Genomic DNA, 24,565 nt, shown 5'->3' with positions numbered 1-24,565 from the left:
AAGCTATCCGGCCCAAGCAACCAGCGCTCAATCATCTAATAGAGGTGAAACATGAAAAAGATTCTGAGTTTGTTTTTGGCATTACTCGTTCTGGTCATAACCGCTCTTGGTTCCGGTGCTTACAATATGGCAGCCACCGAGAAGCATTGGGCCATCACTGAAAAAATCATCGAATGGGTGCGTGAAAGCTCCATTGAAGCGCGCGCCAAGGATCTCGAAGTACCGCCTTTGGATGATGAGAAGCTGCTGTTGGCAGGTGCGGTTCACTACGATGCCATGTGCCCGGTCTGCCATCTTGCACCCGGCTTGAAGCCAACCGAACTTTCCATCGGTTTGTACCCCCAGCCGCCGGTATTTCATCAGCGCGAACCGGTCATCGATCAAGCCGGAAAACAGGATCGCGCCAAAGAATATTTCTGGGTAATCAAAAACGGTTTGAAAATGACCGCTATGCCGGCTTGGGGGCTCAGTCACGACGATGATTCGATTTGGGCAATGACCGCCTTCATCCTCAAAATGAGCCATATGACACCCGAGCAATACGATGAGCTCGTCCATTCAGCCAAGGATTCCGCGCATGACCATAGCCATGCGCATGAACATTAGCCGGAAAAATCCCATTTCTTCAACGATCTCCGGTTCACTGATCGCAAACTACACCCACGCGGATTACCGGATCGGCACTGCAACTGAATGCATTACGCTAAAAATCGATCAATACTCAGAACCGCTCGCGCAATTCTTGGCGACGTCAAATCAATCTTGCGCGGCGATCATCAGCGCCTATAACCCGTGCAGCCAATTAGTCAGCAATGAGGAAAACGTAGCGGCGCATGAATCGCTGAGACATTTTCTGGTCTGTCACGCTTATCCAAGCATTGAAAGTGTGCACACGGATCCGGCTGGCGTATGGCCGGCAGAAAAAAGTTTTTTTATCCCCGGGATCGATATACACAGCGCAAAATCATTAGGGCAGCAATTTAACCAAAATGCGATTGTGTGGATAGAGCGTGACGCAATTCCCCGTCTGCACTTGCTGCGTTAGTCACGTAAGACACTTCATCCATTACCTGCAGTAACAAAATAACTTGAAATTTTTCAGGATATCCAAGGTCGAAAAATTCTGTATAGCTGGCAATACAAGCACGATGCTATACTCAATCTTTTAATAACAGTTTGGGAGACAAAACGATGAAGCAGACACTCACCTTTCTGACTTTGGCTTTTCTTAGTTTTGGATTACTCGCTTTCGATGCGGAAGCAAAACGTATGGGCGGCGGTAAAAATATAGGCACGCAACGCCAATCGGTCAATCCGGCACCCAATACGCAAAAAGCAGCGCCTGCTGCAACACCAGCCGCGGCTCCTTCCGCTGGCAGCAAATGGGGCGGCGCATTAGCGGGCCTGGCAGCGGGCGGCTTATTGGCTGCGCTCTTCATGGGCGGTGCGTTTGAAAATATCAACATGATGGATTTTGTGATTATGGCGTTACTGATCGGCGTTGTTTTCTTCGTCATCCGTATGCTGCGAAAACCCAAAACGGAGCACGCCGCTTCGATGCAGTATTCCGGCATGGGTGCTGCTGCGGGTACGCAAGACCGTTTCAATACGCCCCCCTTCACTGCACCTGCAGAAACTGCTTCCGGTGAAGACAGCGGAGGCACATATCAGCAATCGAATATTCCTGCGGATTTCAAAGTAGAACCTTTTATCCGCAACGCCAAAGCCTCGTTTATCCGCTTACAGGCCGCGCATGATCGTGGCGATATCAATGAAATCCGTGATTTCACAACCGCGGAAATGCTGGCAGAAATAAGCGCACAGATGAAAGAACAAGGCGATACGCAACAAAAATCGGAAGTCATGTTTATCGATGCCAACTTGCTGGAAGTGGAAACTACCGAGGATATGGCGATTGCCAGCGTGCGCTTCACCGGTCAGCTGCGCGAACTTCCAAACGGCGAACCGGAAGCATTTGATGAAATCTGGCACGTGCAAAAAGATTTGAAAGATCCTAACGCCACTTGGTTATTGTCCGGAATTCAACAAGTTTCGTAACTCTTACGGTAGTAGCTTCACCCCGGCCAGACAAGCCTCTGACACTATAATCTGGCCGGGTTTCAACCAAAGCAGAATCTCTTTTCTAATTCTTCATCAATTCTCAGCATTCCCGCTTGAGTCAGAAGCATGTATACGAGATTATCAAAACTTCTCATGGTGTTGGCTTTCGCACTGTATGCTTCGCTGGTGGTGTTCAATAACCTCACCGATTACAACTCGAATTTCACGCTGGTAGCACACGTGCTGACGATGGACACCACGTTTCCCGGTAATCAAGGGTTATGGCGCGCCATTCATTCTCCGGTCATTCATCACACCGTTTACGGCCTCATCATAGGCACCGAAATCGTTATTGCCGTGCTGTGCTGGCTTGGCGGATTGCGTTTATACCGGAGCATCCAAAATCCCGCCGCTTTCAATCAAGCAAAAGGTTTGGCAATTCTCGGACTGACACTGGGCTTGTTACTGTGGTTTACCGGATTCATGGCGGTTGGCGGCGAATGGTTTCTGATGTGGCAATCGGAAACAGCCAATGGACAGCAGGCTGCATTCCGTTTAGTGATGATCATTGCCGCCATTCTCATTTACCTGACCCAAGCGGATGAAGCACAGCAGATTTGAATGGCCGCCGGTTTTTCGGGCGATATAAAAAACAGCTCGCGGATACTACGGTTTACTTATTCGATAACAAACATCAATCCCGGCCTGAGCAATCTGCGCATCCTGATGCGACCGCACGCCACTGACACCGACTGCGCCGGTAAATTGATTGTCGACCGTAACCGGCAGGCCGCCTTCGATCGGTAATGTTCCAGGCAAATTCAAATAGCGCAAATGCCCCGCGGCAATATTTTCTTCCCATATTTTAGTCGGACGGCGGAATGCAATCGCCGCACGCGCTTTTTCAATCGCGACTTGAATACTGCCGTACTGCGCCCCGTCAAGACGTTGCAGATGCAATAAATGCCCGCCATCGTCGACAATTGCGATGACAACCGGCCAGCCGTTCCGTTTGGCTTCCGCTTCCGCTCCGGCGGCTATTTTCTTTGCGTCATCCAGCGTCAGTATGAGTTTATGAGCCGTCATAATTTACCCTTGTTTACAATAAAATCGCACAGATCAAATTCCAGCGCCATTTTCGTACACTTCCTGGCGCATCTGCGCTTGGGAAATATTGCTGCCCGGCGGCACACTGCGCGTCAACCAGACGTTGCCGCCGATCGTCGATCCTCGCCCGATGGTAATGCGCCCCAATATCGTAGCACCGGCATAAATCACCACATCGTCCTCGACAATCGGATGGCGCAGATTCCCTTTCACCAAGGCGCCGTTCTCGTCCACCGGGAAACGCTTGGCGCCCAGTGTCACCGCCTGATACAGCCGGACATTCTGGCCGATGATGGCGGTCTCGCCAATCACCACGCCGGTACCGTGATCGATGAAGAAACTGCCGCCGATCTGCGCTCCGGGATGGATTTCGATACCGGTTACCGAATGCGCGATTTCCGAAATCATGCGCGCGATCAACGGCACGCCCAAGCCATGCAAAACATGCGCCAGCCGGTAATGCAAAATCGCCATGATGCCGGGATAACAAACCAGCACTTCATCGAGATTGCGCGCTGCCGGATCGCCCTCATACGCCGCCTTGATATCGCTCTCCAGCAGGGTGCGGATTTGCGGTAAACGTTTGGCAAAGGATTGCGTAATGGCAATCGATTGCGCGCGATCTTCATCGCTGAGCATTTCCAATCCCGAGTTGTAGTGCAATTCATTTTGAATCTGCACCATCAGCTCGCGCAACGTCATATTCAAGGTATGCCCGACATAATGATCGATGCCTTCATCCGCCAGCTCCGATGAACCCAGCCGGTTCGGAAACATGGCCGCGCTCAAGCCTTCCGCAACACTGGCCAGAATCCTGCGCGACGGCAACCTGGGCGGCCGGTCATGCCGGTTGCGGCTTTCCAATGACGCCAGCCGCAGCGTGCGCAGCTCCGCTACGATACTATCCACATCCAGCTGCGCGCTGCGCAGCAAAAGATCCCGTGTCTGCTTGCTATTGTTCACTCTGTTGCCAAGCCTTGCGCATCAAACATACCTTCAAAAAGAATACTGCTCAGATAACGTTCGGCGGAATCCGGCAATATCACCACGATGGTTTTGCCTGCATTCTCAGGGCGCTTGGCGTGGCGCACCGCAGCCGCTACTGCAGCACCGCAGGAAATACCCGCCAAAATACCCTCTTCGCGCGCCAGACGCCGCGCATACAGGATAGCTTCCTCATTGCTGACTTGCTCAATTTCGTCCACCAGCGAAAGATCGAGATTATCCGGTACAAAACCGGCGCCGATCCCTTGAATTTTATGCGGCCCGGGTGCCAGCGACACGCCTGCGCGCTTTTGCGACAGTACCGGACTGGCGATAGGCTCAACTGCCACCGAGGTAATGGCTTTGCCTTTGGTTTGCTTGAGATAACGTGAAACACCGGTAATCGTGCCGCCCGTTCCCACGCCTGCGACAAAAATATCGACAGCGCCGTCGGTATCGTCCCAGATTTCCGGACCGGTGGTCTTCTCGTGGATGGCCGGATTGGCCGGATTTCTAAATTGCTGCAACAACACATAGCGCCCGGGATTAGAAGCGACGATTTCTTCCGCCTTAGCCAAAGCGCCGTTCATGCCGCGCGCGCCTTCAGTCAATTCCAGTTTGGCGCCCAGCGCAACCAGTAATTTGCGCCGCTCCACACTCATCGTTTCCGGCATCGTCAAGGTCAGCGGAATTCCCCGTGCCGCAGCGACAAATGCCAATGCAATCCCGGTATTGCCGCTGGTCGGTTCGACAATCTCTTTGCCCGGACCCAGCAAACCTCTGCGTTCAGCGTCGTCGATCATCGCCGCGCCAATGCGGCATTTCACCGAGTATGCCGGATTGCGCCCTTCGATTTTCCCCAGCACCAGCGCTGCCGCGCCGTCAGTCACCCGATTGAGCCGCACCAGCGGGGTACGCCCAATCGATAATGAATTATTTTCAAACCAATTTGCCATGAGTTTTCCTTTTTGTATGTGATGCAATTGCCCGCGCATCATAACGAAATTGCGATACCGGAACATAACCGTTTTACTATAGCGCATTCATTCCGAAGCTGAAAGTGAAAACCGGTTGATTTGAACCCGTGAGAAACAACTCAAAACGCAATTTGCATGCGCGAGAACAGCACCTTTTCTTCCGTCCGGTTCGCTCCACCACCGGCACCGCCCGTGAAATGGGTCTGATTGTAATCCAATTGGAATTTAATATTGCGATTGAGATACCAATTAATGCCGACGCCGAAATCCTGCGCTTTTCTAACCGCGTGATCCGGGTCAAACAGGCCATGCGCAAACGCTTTGTCATCGAGGTTTAATACCGCATATCGCCCGACCAGTTGCACCGCGCCCAACGAACTGATGTTTTCCAGTGTAAGCGGATTGTACGGCCGGATCCGGCGGAAGGAAGCATCGCCGTTAAACAGCACCCAAGACAATTGCGCTTGAAAAGCATCATGGGTGACTTTATCGGTCACTGCACCGAGTCTCACATTCTGCTGAGAGACAGTATACTCGCCAAGCACGCCCAATGGACCGTAGGAATAATAAAGCTGCGGACCAATCCGCTCCCGGCTGCCATCGGCAAAAGCACCCCGCACATAGGAAGCGATCGATTGCTGGCCGGGAGAAATAAACACCGGCAAATGAGACTCACCACGTTGCGCATTGCCTTGCTGCGTGCCATAACTGTACGCAATTCCGAACCCTAGACCTTTTACAAGCTCAACATCACTATGCTTGAGCGGATGGGAAAACAGCCGCGCTACGAAATCTACCCCACTGTGGTTTGAATAAATCACGCTATCGCGCAACCCGGTGCTATTGTCGACCATGCCGCTGAAAAGTCCGACTTGATATTCCGTGGTACCCCACAAAATATCGCCGAAAATTTGCCCGCCAATCTCGCGATTGGGTGACAAATTGGTGGGAAAAGCACGCTCATTGAAAGCCAGTGCAGTAGCTGACTGCAAGCGCTCTAAGCCAAATGGGGCTTTGAATTTACCGGCTCGAATGTTGAATGGCTTAGAAAAATTACCTTCCCAGTACACATCCAGAATTCCCAACGCCGATGAAAAGCTCGGCATGATAAAAACGCTATGCGTTTTATTAAATTTAACTTCGAGTGAAGGTTGAATCCGCCGCAAGAAAAAATTGTCTTTGCCGGAATCCGCCACATCGTCAAAATAAGTACGGGTATCCGCCTGCATAAACCCAGCCAGCCGCACTTCACTTTTTCCTTTATTCCATCTGAATCCGGTTCCTGCATTGCCATAGAAAAAACCTGACTTTCTTTTTTTCCTTTTCTTATCTTGGGAAGATTTTTTGCTGACAATCTGCTGCGATCGCACGGAAGTATCTTCCTGCGCAACAGTGACCGTGCTGGCAAGAAAACTGCACAGAACCGCGCCCAGCATGAGATTTAGCCAGGTAACTTTCATCGGAATAAACGACGGAGCGAGTGAATTCACTATCCCAAAATCGTTCTGATGTTTGTTCAATGAGATTGCTTTGCCGGATGAAAGTGATTGCACATGCTCAGCTCTCTGGAAATAAAAAATCAAACGTTCTCTCTCCCATACCGCCACGCTCCATGCTGATCGCAAACGAATGCGGCGAATCCGGCAGCAGATGAAAAGCATAAGTAGTCGGCAAGCCTAGCAACCGGGCCTGGTAGCTCATTTCCTCCACCCAGTGCCGGCCGCGTTCGATCCGGGTTTTACCTTGCAGTCTGTCAATGGTTGTTGATTTGTTCAGTTCTGCGTCGCGCCGGTTATCTTTTTCTCCCACTAGCACGCATACCGGGATGTTCAAGAAACGGGTGGAATTGAATTGTACTTGCGGTATGCTCAGAACTGGCTGTATCCCGATCGGAAATTTAAGCGAGGCATCCGGCAGGGTATACCAGCCCGGTGCTCCCAAAACGATTCTGGCGACTCGTTCCGGATAGGCAAACATGTAACGGTGCACAAACTGCGCTCCGCCTGAATAACCGAACAGATAAAGCTTATCTGAGCTGGCACCCGTTAGCTGCGCAACTTCGGCCACAATTGCATTGAGCACGATATCCGCGCGGTTGCCTTTACGCCCCAGCCGCTGATAATCGGGAAAACGATCCGCGGGAAAATACGGTGCGATCATCACAACGCCATATTTCTCAGCATAAGCCGCGAATTCTTTAGCATGCTGGCGCACATTGCGCGAAATGCCATGTACCGTAATAAAAATTTTTGCACCGTTTCCGCCCTGCCGCGGAACGTACAGAAAATACTTCTGGCGAGAATCCGTTTGCAGAGTACGTTGCAACACCACGCCACGCTCCATCGGTTTTGAACGCGGCACAATACTCGTAGCCATAGTGCAAGATAGCGGTAATAGCATCAATATCGCTCCCCAAACAATCTGTTTCAAATCGCAACCGGCTTGCTAATACCGAAAAACCGCGCAACCGGCCCATCACCGGACAACAGCGCAGCGGGTGGACCCGCTTCCAGCAAGCGGCCCGCTTCGAGATACCAGATTTCATCAGCCGCCATGATATGGTCTACATGATGCGTCACCATGAGAACAGTCCCTTGATAGCTAGCCAGTATGCGGTCGATGACTTTACTGGCTTGGCTGTCGAGATTGGCATCCGCTTCATCCAGCAGCAGCAGCGGAGGATTTCCCAGCAAAGCGCGGGCCAATGCGATACGCTGACGCTGGCCTACCGATAAATTCAATCCGCCTTCCGCAACCCGGGTTTTGTCTCCTTCCGGAAACGGCACTAGCATTTCATCAATCCCGCACAGTGCACGAACTCTGGCCACTTCCTCGTCCGGCGCATTGCGCCAGCGATAACGTAAATTTCTTTCGATTGTGCCGCGTAACAAAGGTAGATCTGGGCCAGCCATACCAACCGCTTGGCGAACTGAATTCAAGCTATGTTCCGCCAGGTTTTGCCCATCGAGAAACACCTTGCCTTCATGCGGATCGATCAGCCGCGCAGCCAATAGCAACAACGTTGATTTGCCCGCGCCATTGGGCCCAACCACTGCAACCACTTTACCCGGCGCTATGGTACCGCTCAGCTTATTCAATCCACCCGTCACGCTGACTGAGTCAAACTTCAAACCGCCTGATCGTACGGTCAAATCGGGCGCATTGGTTGTTTGCGCCACCAGGGATGGGCTATCCAAAAATTCCTTGATTCTTTCCCGTGCTATACCTGCGCCATGCCAATATTCCTGAATACGCCCCAAGTCACGTAAAGGCGGCAGAAGAATACCGACGATGGTAATGGCCGCGATAACCGCACCGACACTCGCGGTACCGGTTGTTACCGCAAAAATACCGGCCAGCAATGTGGTTGCCGATGTCATGGCAGCGGAAAATTCAGTAATACCCAGAATCTGACCCGCTATGCGCGCCCGGGCAACCATCGAATCCTGCAAATATTTTCCTTGACGGATAATGTGCTCACGCTCGCGATCAACCTGGCCGAATACCTGCACAACCGCGATGCTGGTTACTTTTTCATTCACATTGGCTGCCAAATTGGATAAGCGCCGCCGCGATTCTTTTGCCGCAGCGCGCATACGCTTACCGAAAAGATAAGTCAACCATGCGCCCATGGCGAGCGATACGGTTACCGTGACGGTGAGCTGCCAATTGATCATTCCCAACAGCAGCAATGCGGATACGGTTGAGACACCCGCTACGGTGACACGCGCCAATCCCATGCTGATCCAGCGCCGCAACGACGTCATATCGCCAACAAAGCGAAGCGATACACCGCCCCGGCTGCGCTTTTGTAATGTCCGGGGAGTCAAAAAACTCAAGCAGTCGTACAACAAGATCCGCACTTCGGCAGCATAGTGCTGCCCCATTTTTTCAGCATCAATGCGTTCCGCCATGCGCAGCCAGCCAATACACGCCGCTGCCATAATCAATCCTGCGACCAGCCATACCGCACGCGTATCCAACACCGGCTGTTGCACGGTCAGAAAGCCGTCGAATATTTCCTTCACCAGCCACGCCGTGCCAATCGCCAATGCCGCTTGCAATAACCCATTGGAAACCAGGCGGATGAACAGAATACGGCGGTAGCCGTGAAGTATCGGAGGAATTTTCATTGTGCGGACTTAATAATGTTGAGAGTAATGTGCGCTTCGCACGCTGGCTAGCCTGCCAATATTTTCCGCAGCGATGAACCTTGCAGCGGAATATGCAGCGCACTGGCGATAGCTGGAGAACTGAGCGCAGCCTTATCAAACACAGGTAATCCGGTGGCCTTTTCTGTTTCAATGATCGCCAGAGGAGAAGCTGTCAACCGGCCGCTGACCGCGCTTACCGGCAGCTTCTTACGCTTTAAGTGCTCAATACCTGCCACCGCGCCCATGGCATCGCCTGCGGCGAAAATTACGCTATCCACGGCTCGTGCAAAGACTTTGGAGTCCAGCAAAGCAGCTGTCTCGCGCTGCAACAAGCCATCGGCCACTTCCAGCACAATCGCATCCACTCTGGCTGCGCTCAGATGCATAACAAGCGTTTCCACGATATGGTCGACTTGCTCCGGCGTAAGCATATACGTCGAAGGAAAACCGGCGTGCGTGAAATCCAACGTTAATTTAGATCCGGCATCGGTCATGAGCCAAGTATCCCTGCCGGAACCGGTGCCGGTCACTTTTGCTGCGCCTACGGTATAGCCTGCATTGACCAGGCCGCGAATCAAAGTGGCCGCAGTGGTTGTTTTGCCGGCATTCATCGCAGTTCCGGTTACCGCTATTGTGTAGGGGCGTGGAAACAAACTGACCAGTTTAGGCAGTGCGGTATCCCGCAAATTGATGCGCTGATTATGGCTATCCAGCAATAAACCGATGGGTTCGATGCTGGTGGGTGCTTTGACACTGGCGTGACGGTAATTAACACGCGAAGCTATGCCGCCGGATGCCACCAGATCGCATGCCTGCAAATCATCCGGCACTTTCGCCTCAAACTGATCGGGCGCATAACGATCGCCATAGCAGACAATGATTTCATCGCCTGCAAATAGAGCGGAACGCCGTCCGTGCGCCAATTCCAGCCCGCTATGGTGGCCAATCTTGGTAACCTTCGCCAGCACCATATCGCCGGCATCGGGAATTACTTCGTCCCCTTGCAACAACGCCGCTACTGTTTCCAATTTTAAGTTGCGCGGCGTATAAGCAATCTTCGCTTGCAGCAAACGCTCTTGGCTGATAAGTAAAGTGTTCATGGTAAATTCCTTTATCTGTGAATTCCAAAAAATGCCGGGTTAGCCAATTTTTTAGAAAATAATCCCCCTGCTTCCCAAAAAGGCGCGATACGGCCTGTTTTGGGAAGTTCCGCGAGAAGCTGAAATTGATAAACGGGAGGAGTTAAAAACCTCTTGATGCGCGGATGTTAGCTCAGCACGCTAACATCATCCCAGCTGATGTGATCCGGTTGAACGCCAACCAGCGTGATTGATACATCGGAACCGAAGTTCACGATGAAATTGGTGCCTTCCTGATGAATATCAGTAACAAAGCTGGCCAAGTGTTCCTTCGACGTTAAGCCAAGGCCGGTATCAAAAACCAGCGTATCATGCTCCAGCGAGCTGAAATCATCGATGCGCAAATGCGATACATCGCGGATTACAAAATCATCGGAACCACGTCCACCAGAGCAGTCTTCACCGGCGCGCACTGCAATCGCATCATCGCTATCGGTAGGTGAGAATCTCAGTATCCCGGAAAACTTTGGAACCGTGCCGTTAGCACCCGGTGAAACTGTCCATTGCTCCGAAACACGCAAGTAAGTGCCGTCGCCATCGACGTCGGCATAGCGGGTTATTTCCGTGCCGAAAGCTTTGACCTCGGTACGAACGACCTCGGTTCCTTCCACTACGTAGGTTTCACTGCCGTCATCGTCGATCGATTTTGATTCCCACACGCCATCATCCAGCTCAAATGCAGCTGTTACCTTACTATCCACAATCGTGAATTTAAAAGCTTTGTGCTCGTGTCCCGATGAATCATCATCACGTCCGTCATGTCCTGAACTCATTTTTTTCTCCTCATTGATAAAAGTAACAAACACTGTACAACATTTAAATTAACAACCTATTTCTGAAACTATCTTCTTATCCAACATTCCGTTACTTAATTGGATCTTGTTGTGCCGCAGTCAATTGATTGCGCCATGCTGCAGGCAAATTCTGAACCCAGCCGTTATAAACCAGCGGAATCGGCAGAATACCTTGTCCTCCCATGCCAGGATTAGCCGTAATCGTGTCATCCTTCACGGTAGAGTTTGCGGCGAACAGTCCGACTTTACCTGCTATCTTGGCATCGGATGGATCGCCATCGCTGTTGGGATCAGGATCAATAACGAGCATTCTGTTCGAGAATTTACTGGTGACATAGGCATAGTAGCCACCGCCTTTCTTGGCGCCATATTGCACGCCATGACAGCCCGGGTCGCACGGCAGCATGGCCACCACTTCATCGGTTGTCGCCAGATTGGGGCGTGTATCGACGATAGTGATCGTGCCGGTGAGCGTATTCGCCGTAACCATATTTTTCCCATCCGGCGATACCGGCGTTTGCACCGGTAACGCGCCGACAGGACCGGAAATAACGCCGGATAGCGGGTCGTAATGCTCAATCAGGTTAATGTGCTTGATAACGTTATGTAACTTCATGTCAACCACGGTGATAGTGCTATCCAGCAAATTAGCGACGTAATACTTACTGGCATCCGGCATCATGCCGGTAGCCAGCGGATGGCTGAAATGACCACTCACGGGCAGAATGGCTTCGATGGAATTTGTTTTGAAGTTGTACTGCGTGGTATCACCGCTCAGCACATTCGGCGTCACCATGGTTTTGCCGTCATGGCTCATCCAGTGCGCGTGCGCATTGCCTCGTCCAATATCCACCCGGCGCAACACTTGAGCAGCCAGTGGACTCAATTCCATCACCGAATCCGTGCGGGTATCGCCATTGTTGGTAATATGCAATCTATCAGTATCGGTCAGCGTCATCACATGCGCTGGCGCTTCGCCAACGGATACGTTGCGGATCAGCGCGCCGGTTTTGCGGTCATAAACCGTCAGTTTTTTGTCAAACCATTGCGTTACATAGATAACGTTCTGATCTCTATCAGTCCACATATTATGCGGATTGTTCATTTTGATCGAAGGCAGCGCCACCTTGCGCGTTACTTGCCAATTAGTGCCATCAATTGCAGAAACGGTTCCCGGTTTGGATTTTCCCGCAGTCATTTCAAATTGCGTTGCCGCCCAGATTTCTCCAACCGCCGGAATCGCGGGATTTTGCAACGCGGATAGATTGATGTCATTGCCGTAGCGCGCATTCAATACGGCGGGCAAATTGACGACACCGATGTCCACGCGCACATCCACGTTGGGATAAGTAATATGCCACTTAGCATTACTGGCGTAGTTCTGCCAGTTAGCCGGATTGGTCGCAATGAAGAATGTTCGTAACAACCGCGTAGCGAGATCGCTGCTGCTTGGAACCGTAATACCGTTGATCAGGCTGAGTGAAGAACCCAGGTCCAATCCGGTAGTTGCCGGATCGTCCACAATCACCGCACCGAACATGTACGGGTGAATGCTGCAAGTAAAGACATACAATCCCGGTGTCGTCAGTATCAGACTGTCGCCACCCTTTTTGGGATCGGTATTAAATGGCATGCCCGCCGCGCCAGTTGGGTAAATCAAACTGGTTCTGGTATGCACGGTATTGGAGTTTCCCGAAAAATTGACTCTTGCGCCCGGCGAGGCGATGGCAATCGAGCGGCTGCCCGCGACTGACGATCCGGTATCAAACCAGCGGCCCGGGATATCGGTCAGTGCAAAATTGACTTGGTTATCAGCAGCAACGCTATTTGCCGATAAAGCCAGGATCGCCGCACCGCAGGCAATAACCTTTTTACTCTTTCTTTTTATTGATATTTCAAACATAGTGAATCTCTCATTCAACATTAACTAAAACGGCAGCTCTCGATTCATCATTGATGAAAGCTATTTACGTGTAACATTTTCCCGCACAAGAAATACTATACGTGGGAAAATTTTCCATGTCAACAATTTGTGTGATATTTTCCCACAACATGCTAAAATGTTTTGCAATCATTCGTTAATGGCATTCACTTCCTCGCGGACAATCGTTATGCATGGCGTTCATTCAACCAATTCCAATCTTTCACCGGCACTGATCACAGCAGTGCGCCGGGTATTACGGCCATTCATCAAACTGATGCTGGCCAAAGGAATTACCTATCCCTTTCTGACGGAAATGCTGAAAGATTTATATGTTGAAGTAGCCGCAAACGACTTCAAAATCGGTGATAAACCCTCGACGGATAGTCATCTCAGTTTGCTGACCGGTATTCACCGCAAAGACATCAAGCGATTACGCCATGGCAGTTATTCCGGCGCCGAAACCACGCCGCAAGCGATTTCACTCGGCGCCCGGCTGGTCAGTCTCTGGAGCAGCGACCCTCGTTATCTGGACGAAAACAATCAACCCAAACGATTGCCAAGATTTGCCCGGGAAGGTGGCGATATTTCTTTTGAGGGATTGGTTGCCAGTGTGAGCTGCGATATCCGCTCACGGGTTGTGCTGGATGAGTGGCTAAGACTTGGCGTTGCTCACTTCGACGAAGAAAACCGTGTTTGTCTTAATACAGCAGCGTTCATTCCCGCACATGGCTTTGATGAAAAAGTTTTTTATTTTGGCCATAACTTGCATGATCACGCGGCGGCCGCAACCAGCAACTTGCTCGGTCACAACCAGCCTTTCCTGGAGCGCAGTGTTTACTACGATGGATTGAGCGCCGACTCAGTCAAACTACTCGCTGAGAAATCCGCGCAACTGGGCATGGAATCCTTGCTTGCAATCAACAAGACCGCTTTGGAGCTGGAAAAAACCGATGCGCAAAAATGCGAGCCGGATTACCGCATGACATTTGGCATTTATTATTACAGCGAACCGGTCGAACCGAAAAAAACCCCCGGGCACACAAGCGATTCGCATTCCTAGCACAAGAACTTGAATCTATCCGAATGAAAAAAATTTCATTAGCGGCGATATGCCAAGCCAGTTTGCATCAATTCGGCATGATCGCTTTGACATTCTTATGCGCTGTCAGCGCATTCGCAAAAAATAACTGCGATGACAACGCTTCTCTCATTAATCCCGTCATGCTTACCCACTCCGGAATCGGCGGTACCGGTGCGGCTCAATCCGGCGTCGGCGGGACTGGACTGCACGATGGCGGAATGGGCGGCACCGGCAACCCGCAAGGCGGAATCGGTGGAACCGGAAGCATCGCAAACGATGGCGGTATCGGCGGCACAGGAATTGTAGGTGTCATCACCGGATTCGCCAGCATTTGTGTCAACGGCATTGAAATTCATTACAGCTCCGGCACAACCATCTCCATGGATGGCCAGCCAGCCAGCGCAGGCGAACTGGCCGTGGGCCAGATCGTTGCCGCCCGGGCACTGGGCACAGGCGATAAACTCACAGCGCGCAACATTGCAGTAATCCATGCCGCGGTCGGGCCGGTCAGCCACTTCGATACCACCAAGGGAGAAATGCAAGTATTGGGTCAAACCGTTCGGATCGGACAAGGCGGAGAACACAGCAGCCTCTCCAATCTCAAAACCGGCGATTGGGTACAAGTCAGCGGTCACCGTCTTTCCAGCGGCACCATTGCCGCTTCACGCGTCGAGACCATTGCACCGCGTGCCGAAGCCAGATTAAACGGCCATATCACGCAAATCGACGAACAGGGCATTGAAGTCAATGGCACCCGCATTCATCACGATGCCAAATTAATGCCGCAAGGTCTCGCGAAAGGCATGGAAATATCCATTGCCGGCCGTTGGGATGGTCTTCAAATGAAGGCGCATCAGGTTCAAGCGGAACCAACCCGGCAGAGTATCGGCAATGTCGATCATGTCGTGATCGAAGGTTATATCCATGCGCTGGAGGGCAAGGAATTAAACCTGAGTAACCGGATTGTCACATTGGATCCGGGCAGCCCGGTATCCGGCAACGTAAGGAGCGATCTCAGACTGGATCAACGCATTCAGATCAGCGGCCGGCCCGGTGCGGATCAGCGGATCAATCCCGAACGGATTGAACTCAAGCAAGAAGTGCCGGTGCAACTGCAAATTCTGGAAAGAATCGGCAACGATGGAATCGACACCAGCGATCGCGGCAAAAAAAATAACTCCGGCACTGAGCCCGAAGCCAAATCGATTCACGGTGACAAGAGCGATCAGAACCAGGGCGGCGGGTCCGGCTCAGGTCATAAAGGGGAATTAAAAAAGGACACTGACAGTAATTCGGGCAAGAATCACACATCCGGGGGTGGCTCTCATGGCAAAGACACTACAATCGCACCCGACAGTGATCAGAAAATAGATCGTCCTAGCTCTTCCGGAAAGGATCATGATGAAAAGCCGCAAGATAGCCGCGAGCAAAATCTTTCCGGTCACGGATCCGCGGATAAACCCGAGAAGCCCTCAGAGGGGGCGGATCGCCTGGAGAAATCAAGCGATCACAAAGACAATCTCCGCGACATCGATACCCCGGATAGAGATCATAACCGCGACAGGGATCATACTCTGGATAAAGATCATGCCCTTGATAGAAGTCATACCTTGGATAGAGATCATGTCTTGGATCGAGATCAAATTCGCGATCATAGCGATCATCGAGACAGGGACTTCAGTCATCGCGACCGGGATTTGGATCGCTAAGCAAGCACGCGCGATTAATGGTTTCTCAAACCTAAATCAGTAAAATACTTATTTACTTCTCAAATTGTTAGTTTTATCCTATGTAGGATAATTACACTCCACTATGTAGGAAATAATTCCATACATGTCGAGCACAAAACTAACCCCAACAATAGCAAGTCTCCATGCGCCGATTCTTATCATCACCGCCGTTCCAGTTCATTCTACTTCTATCGATTGCCGGTAATTCCCCCGCAGTATTTGCGGATGGATTCAGCTTCAGCACTGCAACCGACTTCACAACGGGCAAATACGGCGGACCATCCGCGACCGATATTTGGTATGTCCCTTTCACGGCACGCTACGACAAGGGCCGGGCATCCTTCCGGATAACCCTTCCATACCTCAATATGACCGGACCGGGCAATGTGCTGGGTCCCGGGATCGGCGGTATCGATGGCCGAGGAACCATCATTAATGGAGGCGGTGTCAGTGGAGGCTCCAGTGGCGGCGGTATCGTTATTTGCGATGAACTAAACATCAATTGTCCGGTGATTATCTCCGAAAATGAAAACAACTCGGGCTCGGGTGGAAATTCCGGATCCGGTGGTGGCGATGATGGCGGCAGTGGCGGCGGAGGCAGCGATGACGGTGGTGGCGACGACAGCGGCAGTGGTGGCGGAGGCAGCGATGACGGCGGTGGTGACGACAGCGGCAGTGGTGGCGGAGGCACCGATGACGGCGGCGGCGACGATAGCGGCAGTGGTGGCGGAGGCGGTGGCAGCGGAGGTATTGACGACGGCGGTAGTGTTGACGATGGCAGTGGTGGCGGTGGCATTGACGACGGCAGTGGTGTTGACGATAGCAGCGGCAAATTGAGACAGCGTAAAGTCGGCACACTCGGCCTGGCGGGCGGCATTCCTTTGGGCGGTTCTGCGCTTTCAAGCACAAGCCGCTCCGGGTTGGGCGATATGGTTACCGCCTTCAGCTACAACTTAATCGATCATGCGCCGACCGGTATCGCTTTTGATATCACCACCCGGTTAAAAATCCCCACGGCCAGCACCAGCCAGAATCTGGGTACCGGCCGGGTCGATTACGCAATTCAAGGAGATCTATATAAAACCATCTCGAATTTCACACTCAGCGCCACTTTTGGTTACCGGATACTCGGCAATCCGTCCCATGTAACGTTTCACAATGTATTTTATGGCGGGGCCGGAATCGGTTACCGGCTATCCGGAACCGTCACTGTGGGAACGAGTTACAACATGGGACAATCGCCCGTGCGGCTGCAAGACAGCAGAGACCTCACGCTCTATCTTTCCCAAAGAGTCAGCAACAATATCAGACTCAACATTTATGGCTTGAAAGGTTTCTCGGAACGCAGTCCCGATTGGGGTGGCGGTATTAATTTACGCTATGTTTTTTAAGCCACCCAGTCAAATGTGCAGCAGCCCATCCGCTTTGCGCTTTGCCAGCAAGCAAATCAAATCGCAGGCGATATGCGCCGCGGCGAGCGCCGTGATCTGACTGTGGTCGTAGGGTGGCGACACTTCCACGATATCCATGCCGATCAGATTGATGCCGGTAAAACCGCGAATGATCGCCAGCGCCTGCGCGGTAGTCAATCCGCCACACACCGGCGTGCCGGTGCCGGGCGCATACGCCGGATCAAGACAATCGATATCGAAGGTAAAATAAGCCGGGCGATCGCCGGTGATACGTTCAACTTCGGCAATCACCGCATCGGTGCCATGCCGGTGCACCCAAGTGGCATCCAACACATGTATGCCCATGAAGTCATCATTCCAGGTGCGGATACCGATTTGTACCGAGTGTTTGGGATCGATCAATCCGTCCTGTACGGCTTTATAAAACATCGAACCGTGATTCAGCGAACTCGGCGTATCGTCTGACCAGGTATCGCTATGCGCATCGAAATGAATCAACGCGAGCGGCGCGCCAAACTTTTCCGCATGCGCTTTCAGCAGCGGATAACTGATATAGTGATCGCCGCCAAACGTCAGCATGCGCGCGCCCGATGCCAGAATATGCCGGGCATGAGCGGCAATCGTTTCATGGATCGTCATCGGATTATGCACATCGAGATAGCAATCGCCAAAATCGATCACGGCGAGATTCTCGAACGGATCGAACCCCCACGGATAGGGTTTCATCGACGCGACTTCCGCCGACGCCAAGCGAATGCCCTGCGGCCCGAAACGCGTGCCGGAGCGGTAAGTCACCGCCAGATCAAACGGAATACCGCTGATCACCAGATCGGCCCCGGTAATATCCTTGCTGTAATTGCGCCGCATGAAGGAAAGCACGCCCGAAAATGTCGGCTCGCGCAACATACCATAGTGACCCTCGTGTGCGATCCCGCCATGGATTTTGATGTGGCTGTTATCGGTCATAGTTCAATCCTTCTTCCTCTGTCGTTGAATGCGCTGGCGCAATCTTGTCATTTCAGCACCGGCTTGCGATGATAATATGATTGATCAATGCAAATTCAAGATTTTGTGATGCGAACAAAAGCTCATGCCACCGATCATAGCTAATGGCAGCCGGATACCGCTATAATCCAGCGCGTTTTGGAAACATTTCTGTATGAAAGATACGATGCAACAGTCAACCTATCGCAAGCATTTGAGCGTCATATTGCTGACCGCCGGTTTGATCAGCGGCTGCGCTTCGATGTTTTCCGGCACTTCGCAGCGTTCACCCGATGCGGGCAGTCAACGCTACCCCAATCTCACCGCACCGTACAACAAACCTTACACGATAAAGGGCGTCACCTACTACCCGATGCGCTCGGCCGCTGGCTACCGCGAAGTCGGCCATGCCTCCTGGTATGGTTCGGAATCGGGCAATCGCACCGCGATGGGAACACGCTTCGTCCCGCAAGGCTTGACCGCCGCACATAAAACATTGCCGTTGCCGTCACGCGTCCGGGTGACCAATTTGCAAAATGGCCGTCATGTCGACGTTCTGGTCAATGACCGCGGACCGTTCAAGAAAGGCAGAATCATCGATTTATCGCATGGCGCGGCTAAAAAGATCGGCTTGCACGGTGTGGCCAGAGTCAAGGTCGAGCATCTCGACGAAAAAATCAGCCAGAAATAGAGCGTTCAACGCATTACCGCTACGCCGCGCAAATACCATAGCGCGGCAACAGCTCATGAATCACATAAAAGCGGTGTAATTGCAACGCATCGTGGAACAATTTCCAATGGCTGGTCAGAAAGTCAGGTTTGAGTTCAAACCTCTCGCTTTTATCGTCGGTAACTCTGATCGTGCCCAGCGCCTTGTGTTTCCACGAGCCGGGCCCTTTTGCGATATACGTGAGATTAACCGGCGGAAAATTGAAATAACCGGTTGCGATACGCTCCAGCCATGCTTGATGCCGGGCATTTTCCTCTTCGTGCTTGATATTGCGAAACAATGCTTCGATTCGGGCTTTATCCGTAGCCTGCAACCCAGGTACATTGGCATTGGCATCGCCTAGCCGGTAACGCTGCATCGCGATAAACATTCTCTCCGCAGCTTGTAAAAAAATCGCCGCGTTATCTCTAACGACTTTGTTCTTATGGTGATCTTTGTAGCTCCACTTTAAATAGGGGCGATCCGGATAGGAGAGCGCGGCACCGTGACCCAGCGGCAAGGTATCGCCCACCAGCTTACTGGCAACATCATCAAACGCATCGCCGAAGAAATCCTTCAACCGGGATGCCAGATAATTACCGGGATTGTCCTCATCGTTCAGCTTACTTATATCGTTGTTCTTGTGATTAACTCCGGCGAAACCCTGATGCGACCAAGTATCGGCATAGACATGCAGGGTAATGCCGAGCCGCTGCAACGCGTGCGGACTGTTCTTGCTATGGATGCACGCGGCTACCATGTCCCTGGCAATGGGGCTATCCGGTTTGCAGACGATTTTGTCCATGAAGGTATCCTGCGGATTCTGTCCGGCATTCGCCTCATTATTACCCGGCAAAAAATGGAACGGTAGCCATGCCTGGTGGTTGGCCAGCTCGTCAAAATTTTTGTAATCGAATGTTTTATGCGCCGAGCTGATATGTTCATACATGGAACCATCGGTGAAGTGAATCACACCGGTATTGGTCGCATCATCGACGTACTGCGAAGCATAGGCAATGATATCCGCTTCAGGGTGATCAAAACCGGCCAATCGCGCCAGCACGTAAGTTGTCGCATGATGAAAGTCTTTTTGCATGATCTCCTCTCAATTGGATTGACTGGTTTTTGTAAAATAACCGATGCAGGCTTTTTGCTCAGCAGGGGTCATGAAGCCTTTGTGCTCGTAACGAACCGGCAAGCCTAATTGCTTCAGCTTATCGCTCCACAACGGGTTGTAGGGCATCAATGCGCACGATTTAACGCCCTGCTGATCGAGAAACGCGGCGATTGCGCGGAGGTTGTCTTCTGTCGCCGTTATTCCCGGAATCAGCGGGATTCTGGGAATAACGGGTATCCGCGCATCCTTGAGTAAGCAAGAAAAATTATCCAGCATGCGCTTGCTCGAGTGCCCGCAATATTCTTGGCTGGCCGCCTCGTCCATCAGTTTGATATCGTAATAGATCAAATCCAGCCACGGCAGCATTTCATTCTTGAAGTGTTGATAATCGAAAAAACCGCTGGTTTCTATCGCCGTGTGAATGCCTTCGCGCTTCAAGGCTTGCAGCAGTTTACTGGCGAATCCCATTTGCAACGTCGCTTCGCCACCCGACAGCGTGACACCGCCGCCGCTGGCAGTAAAAATCGGTTTGTCTTGCAGCAAACGGTACATCAGCTCATCCACCGTGTACCACGTGCCAATATGTGTGCCATGAATATCGGTCTCGGGTTTAACCGCTCTGCCTTCGGGATTCTGGCACCAGACGCAGGATAGCGGACAGCCCTTCAGAAACACCGTCGTGCGGATGCCGGGGCCGTCTTCGCTGCAATCGCGTTTGATGTCGAAAACCAGCCCCTTTTCGCCGTTCATAAAAAATCCTTCATGGCCGCTTGCACGTTCATGCCAATCGCACCGAACTTGAACATATGCCCGAAATTGCCGGTGATTTGCACTAGATTTTCAATCAATAATTGTGCGACATCCACATTCGGGCGCTCAGCCAATCCCAGGATCGCCCGGGTATCCTTGAACCGGATCACCAGATCGACCTCATTCGGATCGCGCTCGATCCGGTCCGCTTCCGTTTCGCTGAGCGCTTCGGTCGTTACGATGGCAACCGGATTCAGTTGCCGGCCAAGCAGTGTCTGAATATAGAGCGCTTCCGGATTGGGGCAGAATTTGATCAGTACATTCATGTCATCTTGCGGTTTACGGGTACGGATCAGGATTTTCCCCTGATAGTAGCGGATACCGCCCGCAACATTGGGATCTTTGATGACAAAATTATTTTCAAAAAAATGCTGTGCTTTTTTCGCTTGGGACTCAGTTAAACCCGGATTGATCAAGAAGCCAAAACCGAGCTTGACCATTACGGCCATGCCCGCAGCCAGCATCGTGCCTTCCATGCGGTTCAACAATCCGCTCGGCGCGCCATCCGCTTCACCCAGTTGGATGCCGGATTTCAGAATATAGTGAATACCGCCGGGCAACGCGGGAATAGTGGCATGCATCGTTATGCTCCTATGGTTTCATGCTGCTCAACGCCGCTTTTCATATCGAAATTGGCGCGATCGATGATTTCCTGCCGCATCAACGGACTCAAGGTGACATAGTAAGCGGAGTAACCGGCCACGCGAATCATTAAATCTTTGTACGGCGCCAGCGCTTTTTGCTCGGCTTCTCCGGCACCGGCGCGGCTTGCCGCCGTTGCGGCGGCGTTGGCGGCGATAAAATCCTCAATCGAGGTCACGCACAGCTGCACCAGCACGCCGTTCTGATCCATGAATGTTTTCATATGCGCGGCAAAAAGCTCGGAGTCTTCGTTGAAATACGCTTTGCCGCGCGGCGTCAGACTGAGATTGTAGGTATAGCCGTTTTGTACCGTATCCGGATCGACACTGGCAACCGATAGCATGTGATCGAGCAGCATCACCGCATCGCCATTGGCTTTAACTATGCCGGGACACGGCGTGATGCCGCTGGCAAACGACGCGTTATTCATCCGGCCATTCGGCGTGGCCCGGCTCAGCATGCCAAACCCGGCATGATTGGTCATACTCCAGTAACCGGTCAGATAGCGCCCGCCACGGTGCGTGCGGTACTTGAAAAATACCTCCTGGATCATTTGGGTCAGCAGGCGCGTGTATTTCACCGCCAAGGCATTGTTATAAATCCCGCCGGGCGTTTGATCGACACCGGCGCCATATTTCGGCGCTAAGCGGATCAAGCGCATACACTCCTGCAGCCGTTGCGGCGTGACCGCTACCGGATGCGTGCCGGAACCGCCTGCCAATTGCCGGATCCGATCCAGCCAGTTTTTGACAAAATTTTGCGCTTCCGCCGCATTACCGGCCGATGGGCTACGGCCAAAATTGGCATCCAACACCGCGATCAATTCCTGCGCGGACATTTTGCCGCCAAACACCAGCGCATCGATGACACAAAACGAGTCAATGACATCGGCCAATCCGATAATAGCCACTCCGGAAGAGTTATATTTGGCGCCGCCGGAGGATACATCGCGAAATTTGGCGCCGCTTTCTCCCGGTTTGTTCGTGGGGCCATCGAATAATCCCGATAGCAGCGGCGAAGGCCGGACTTTTTCCAGCGTGCGCCCGAGATAATTATTGAATTGCACGCAATGCCGCGCCATTTCGTCGAGCTGGAAACGGAAGCTATCGATGAAATCCTGCATCAATGTCATTGCCGTCAACGGCGGAGAGGTATAGTCCGGTTTACCGTAAAACAAATTGGGATCGTTCTTGCCGATGCCGTCGCTGCGGTGCTTGCCGCCGAACATCGCCAGCTCCAGCACCGCCGGGAGCACCAGCAAGGTGGAACCGGTATGACCGTAATGCTTATGGTCGGCATTCTGTTCGATACAACCAATCGATGCGTAGTCGTACGCATCCGCCAACGCTTCGTCCGCCGTGACATGATCGTGCTTGGCATAATAATTCGCCATACTGCGAATCACCGGCACATCGCCGTGCAGCGCAGGCGTGGCGCGTGTAACCAGATTCACCTGGCAAATGCGTTTCAGATACGGGGAAATCTCATCCGCCGCCAAGGGCGTGCCATCCGGCGCACGATGATGAATATCGCTATGATAACGGGCATGCACGTTCGGATCGCGGATGGACAACATCTCCGTCGCTTTCAGGATGATGTAGGTCATGTCGTTGACCGCATCGACCGTCTGACCATTCTCCCAGCGCGTGCCGCCCACGGTCAGGGCCTGGTTTGAGCCGCTGCCAGCAAACAATACTTCCGCGCTTTCCGGCGACAGCGGCACATGATCGGAGCAGCGCAAAAAGAAGTGGCACATCAATTCAACCGCCCGCTTTGTATACGCCGTTTTCGCCGCTTCATCCGGCTGCGATTGCCAATCGCGCAAGTAAAATTCGTTCAGCGTCTGATCCAATCGTCCCAGCGAGAGGCCAAAATTGGTATTTTCCTGCAACAGCAAGTGGTAACAAATCCAGACGACGGCAATCGCTTCCGCCAGTGTGCTGGCAGGCTGCGCCGGAACCTTGCGGCAAATGGCGGCCAGCTCGTTATTCCCAGCTTTCTCAGCAGCCTCGGCCAAATGACCGGCATAGATCTTGGCGCCTTCGTACACTGCGATAACGCTGTGCGCAAATTCAATTTTTTCCGGCGTATCCGCAATACCGCTCGCGATATCTTTCTGCAATTGCGCGATCAGTCCGTTAAACCCGAATTGCAGCACCCGGGCGAAATCCGGTGCGGTATGGGAAACGGCCGTGGCTTTATCGGATAAGTAAAAAGCTACCCGTTCAAACAGTTCCTGGCATTTGGGTGTTTCACCGGCGCTTTTTTTCAGCGGCGGGTCAATGGACGGCTTGCCTTCGCACATTCCGCCATCGACTTCATCGCGCTGATCGTTGGCATAATCGGCGGTATCGTAATCGCTATAACGCGCCGCCTCCTGCACCGTGCGCCGCTCCAGCCAGAAGGGAAAAATTTCCTCATTCAGCCGCTTGGCCACTTCCGGTTTGATCTTGAACGGATTTTGCGGCCGTTTCGCCAGCGTTTCCAGTTCGGGCCAAATGCAATAGCCGCTCATATCCATATACACAACCGGCCCGACAAAGCTGGTGGTCGTTTGCCCCGGCAGCAAATCGGTGCTGCGCACCAGCGGTGTTTTGTGGCTGAACACATGCTTCAACGCCTGCGCGCGGCGCGTCACCGGCGGCAGCGCCGCATGATCGGGCTGGCGCAGAAAATCAGTTAACAAACGCGGCAATTCATCGCAAACCTCCGGTATCCATTCCGGATCGAACAGCTGATTGCGCCACGCTTGCACCACCGGAAAATCGCTGAGCTTGATATCGCTCAACGCAAGATCACGCAATGTCTTGATCTTATCGGGGGTGGTATTGGGAATAGGAAAAATAGCGATATTGCCGAGTGCGGAAGTATCGGTCGTTCCGTGTTCCAGATCGATCCGGATGCCGCCTCGATTGTGCTTGTCATTACTCATGATTCCAT

Annotated in this window: 22 protein-coding genes; 8 read left to right on the top strand and 14 right to left on the bottom strand. The window is 52.4% G+C overall.

Annotation, left to right across the window (positions count from 1 at the left end):
• Positions 1 to 51 precede the first annotated feature (51 nt).
• From R2103_RS00630 to R2103_RS00615, 4 genes are all read left to right on the top strand, one after another.
• Positions 52 to 606, top strand: a complete 555-nt coding sequence (locus tag R2103_RS00630) for a cytochrome c (RefSeq protein WP_317529661.1) — start codon at positions 52 to 54, stop codon at positions 604 to 606.
• Complete coding sequence (locus R2103_RS00625) at positions 578 to 1,045, top strand: DUF3293 domain-containing protein (RefSeq protein ID WP_317529660.1); 468 nt, start codon at positions 578 to 580, stop codon at positions 1,043 to 1,045. The genes R2103_RS00630 and R2103_RS00625 overlap by 29 nt, the downstream gene beginning before the upstream one ends.
• Positions 1,046 to 1,191: 146 nt before the next feature.
• Positions 1,192 to 2,058 carry a Tim44 domain-containing protein gene (locus R2103_RS00620; protein ID WP_317529659.1) on the top strand — a complete coding sequence of 289 codons (867 nt, stop codon included), beginning with the start codon at positions 1,192 to 1,194 and terminating at the stop codon, positions 2,056 to 2,058.
• Between the two features lie 129 nt (positions 2,059 to 2,187).
• A complete protein-coding gene (locus tag R2103_RS00615) occupies positions 2,188 to 2,682 on the top strand; it encodes a DUF2165 domain-containing protein (RefSeq protein WP_317529658.1) in 495 nt (164 codons plus the stop codon).
• Positions 2,683 to 2,727: 45 nt separating this feature from the next.
• Here R2103_RS00615 and R2103_RS00610 read toward each other — a convergent pair whose 3' ends face one another.
• The 9 genes from R2103_RS00610 to R2103_RS00570 all read right to left on the bottom strand — a co-directional run bounded on the left by R2103_RS00610 (position 2,728) and on the right by R2103_RS00570 (position 13,119).
• Positions 2,728 to 3,147: a heme-binding protein gene (locus R2103_RS00610; RefSeq protein WP_317529657.1), complete on the bottom strand. Its 420-nt coding sequence runs from the start codon at positions 3,145 to 3,147 to the stop codon at positions 2,728 to 2,730.
• 33 nt (positions 3,148 to 3,180) lie between these two features.
• Positions 3,181 to 4,131 (bottom strand): serine O-acetyltransferase EpsC, encoded by a 951-nt coding sequence (epsC, locus tag R2103_RS00605; RefSeq protein WP_411172368.1) that lies wholly within the window; start codon positions 4,129 to 4,131, stop codon positions 3,181 to 3,183.
• Positions 4,128 to 5,108, bottom strand: a complete 981-nt coding sequence (gene cysK / locus R2103_RS00600) for a cysteine synthase A (RefSeq protein ID WP_317529656.1) — start codon at positions 5,106 to 5,108, stop codon at positions 4,128 to 4,130. The genes epsC and cysK overlap by 4 nt, the downstream gene beginning before the upstream one ends.
• Before the next feature lie 140 nt (positions 5,109 to 5,248).
• Entirely contained in the window at positions 5,249 to 6,619 is a 1,371-nt protein-coding gene (locus R2103_RS00595) for an OprO/OprP family phosphate-selective porin (protein WP_317529655.1), read from the bottom strand.
• Positions 6,620 to 6,686: 67 nt separating this feature from the next.
• A complete protein-coding gene (locus R2103_RS00590) occupies positions 6,687 to 7,505 on the bottom strand; it encodes a hypothetical protein (RefSeq protein ID WP_317529654.1) in 819 nt (272 codons plus the stop codon).
• 50 nt (positions 7,506 to 7,555) lie between these two features.
• Positions 7,556 to 9,262 carry an ABC transporter ATP-binding protein gene (locus tag R2103_RS00585; RefSeq protein ID WP_317529653.1) on the bottom strand — a complete coding sequence of 569 codons (1,707 nt, stop codon included), beginning with the start codon at positions 9,260 to 9,262 and terminating at the stop codon, positions 7,556 to 7,558.
• Between the two features lie 47 nt (positions 9,263 to 9,309).
• A complete protein-coding gene (locus R2103_RS00580) occupies positions 9,310 to 10,383 on the bottom strand; it encodes a DUF1611 domain-containing protein (protein WP_317529652.1) in 1,074 nt (357 codons plus the stop codon).
• Between the two features lie 167 nt (positions 10,384 to 10,550).
• Positions 10,551 to 11,195, bottom strand: a complete 645-nt coding sequence (locus R2103_RS00575) for a hypothetical protein (protein ID WP_317529651.1) — start codon at positions 11,193 to 11,195, stop codon at positions 10,551 to 10,553.
• Between the two features lie 91 nt (positions 11,196 to 11,286).
• Positions 11,287 to 13,119, bottom strand: a complete 1,833-nt coding sequence (locus R2103_RS00570; protein WP_317529650.1) for a copper oxidase — start codon at positions 13,117 to 13,119, stop codon at positions 11,287 to 11,289.
• 178 nt (positions 13,120 to 13,297) lie between these two features.
• Here R2103_RS00570 and R2103_RS00565 point away from each other — a divergent pair, with 178 nt between their 5' ends.
• The 3 genes from R2103_RS00565 (at position 13,298) to R2103_RS00555 (ending at position 17,342) form a co-directional block, all read left to right on the top strand.
• Entirely contained in the window at positions 13,298 to 14,200 is a 903-nt protein-coding gene (locus tag R2103_RS00565) for a DUF6502 family protein (RefSeq protein WP_317529649.1), read from the top strand.
• Positions 14,201 to 14,223: 23 nt separating this feature from the next.
• On the top strand, positions 14,224 to 15,930 hold the full coding sequence (locus R2103_RS00560; protein WP_317529648.1) for a DUF5666 domain-containing protein: 1,707 nt from the start codon (positions 14,224 to 14,226) through the stop codon (positions 15,928 to 15,930).
• 164 nt (positions 15,931 to 16,094) lie between these two features.
• A complete protein-coding gene (locus tag R2103_RS00555) occupies positions 16,095 to 17,342 on the top strand; it encodes a hypothetical protein (RefSeq protein ID WP_317529647.1) in 1,248 nt (415 codons plus the stop codon).
• A 9-nt stretch (positions 17,343 to 17,351) separates the two neighbouring features.
• On the opposite strand, the gene speB is transcribed toward R2103_RS00555, so the two are convergent.
• Positions 17,352 to 18,329, bottom strand: coding sequence for an agmatinase (speB, locus tag R2103_RS00550; RefSeq protein WP_317529646.1), 978 nt, complete (start codon positions 18,327 to 18,329; stop codon positions 17,352 to 17,354).
• 193 nt (positions 18,330 to 18,522) lie between these two features.
• On the opposite strand from speB, the gene R2103_RS00545 reads away from it, so the two are divergent.
• Entirely contained in the window at positions 18,523 to 19,038 is a 516-nt protein-coding gene (locus tag R2103_RS00545; protein ID WP_317529645.1) for a septal ring lytic transglycosylase RlpA family protein, read from the top strand.
• A 19-nt stretch (positions 19,039 to 19,057) separates the two neighbouring features.
• Here R2103_RS00545 and R2103_RS00540 read toward each other — a convergent pair whose 3' ends face one another.
• From R2103_RS00540 to R2103_RS00525, 4 genes are read right to left on the bottom strand one after another with little or no spacing between them, the layout of a single operon-like run.
• The gene (locus tag R2103_RS00540; RefSeq protein WP_317529644.1) at positions 19,058 to 20,152 is read right to left on the bottom strand and encodes a DUF6765 family protein; all 1,095 of its coding nucleotides are present in this window, start codon (positions 20,150 to 20,152) and stop codon (positions 19,058 to 19,060) included.
• A 9-nt stretch (positions 20,153 to 20,161) separates the two neighbouring features.
• Positions 20,162 to 20,923 (bottom strand): radical SAM protein, encoded by a 762-nt coding sequence (locus R2103_RS00535; protein WP_317529643.1) that lies wholly within the window; start codon positions 20,921 to 20,923, stop codon positions 20,162 to 20,164.
• Positions 20,920 to 21,564, bottom strand: coding sequence for a hypothetical protein (locus tag R2103_RS00530; RefSeq protein ID WP_317529642.1), 645 nt, complete (start codon positions 21,562 to 21,564; stop codon positions 20,920 to 20,922). The genes R2103_RS00535 and R2103_RS00530 overlap by 4 nt, the downstream gene beginning before the upstream one ends.
• Before the next feature lie 2 nt (positions 21,565 to 21,566).
• A complete protein-coding gene (locus R2103_RS00525) occupies positions 21,567 to 24,557 on the bottom strand; it encodes a pyruvate formate lyase family protein (protein ID WP_317529641.1) in 2,991 nt (996 codons plus the stop codon).
• Positions 24,558 to 24,565 lie beyond the last annotated feature (8 nt).

It is taken from the genome of Nitrosomonas sp. Is24 (assembly GCF_033063335.1).
Taxonomy (GTDB): domain Bacteria; phylum Pseudomonadota; class Gammaproteobacteria; order Burkholderiales; family Nitrosomonadaceae; genus Nitrosomonas.
Note: the sequence above shows the minus strand (reverse complement) of the source record. Positions and strands in the feature narration are given on the sequence as shown.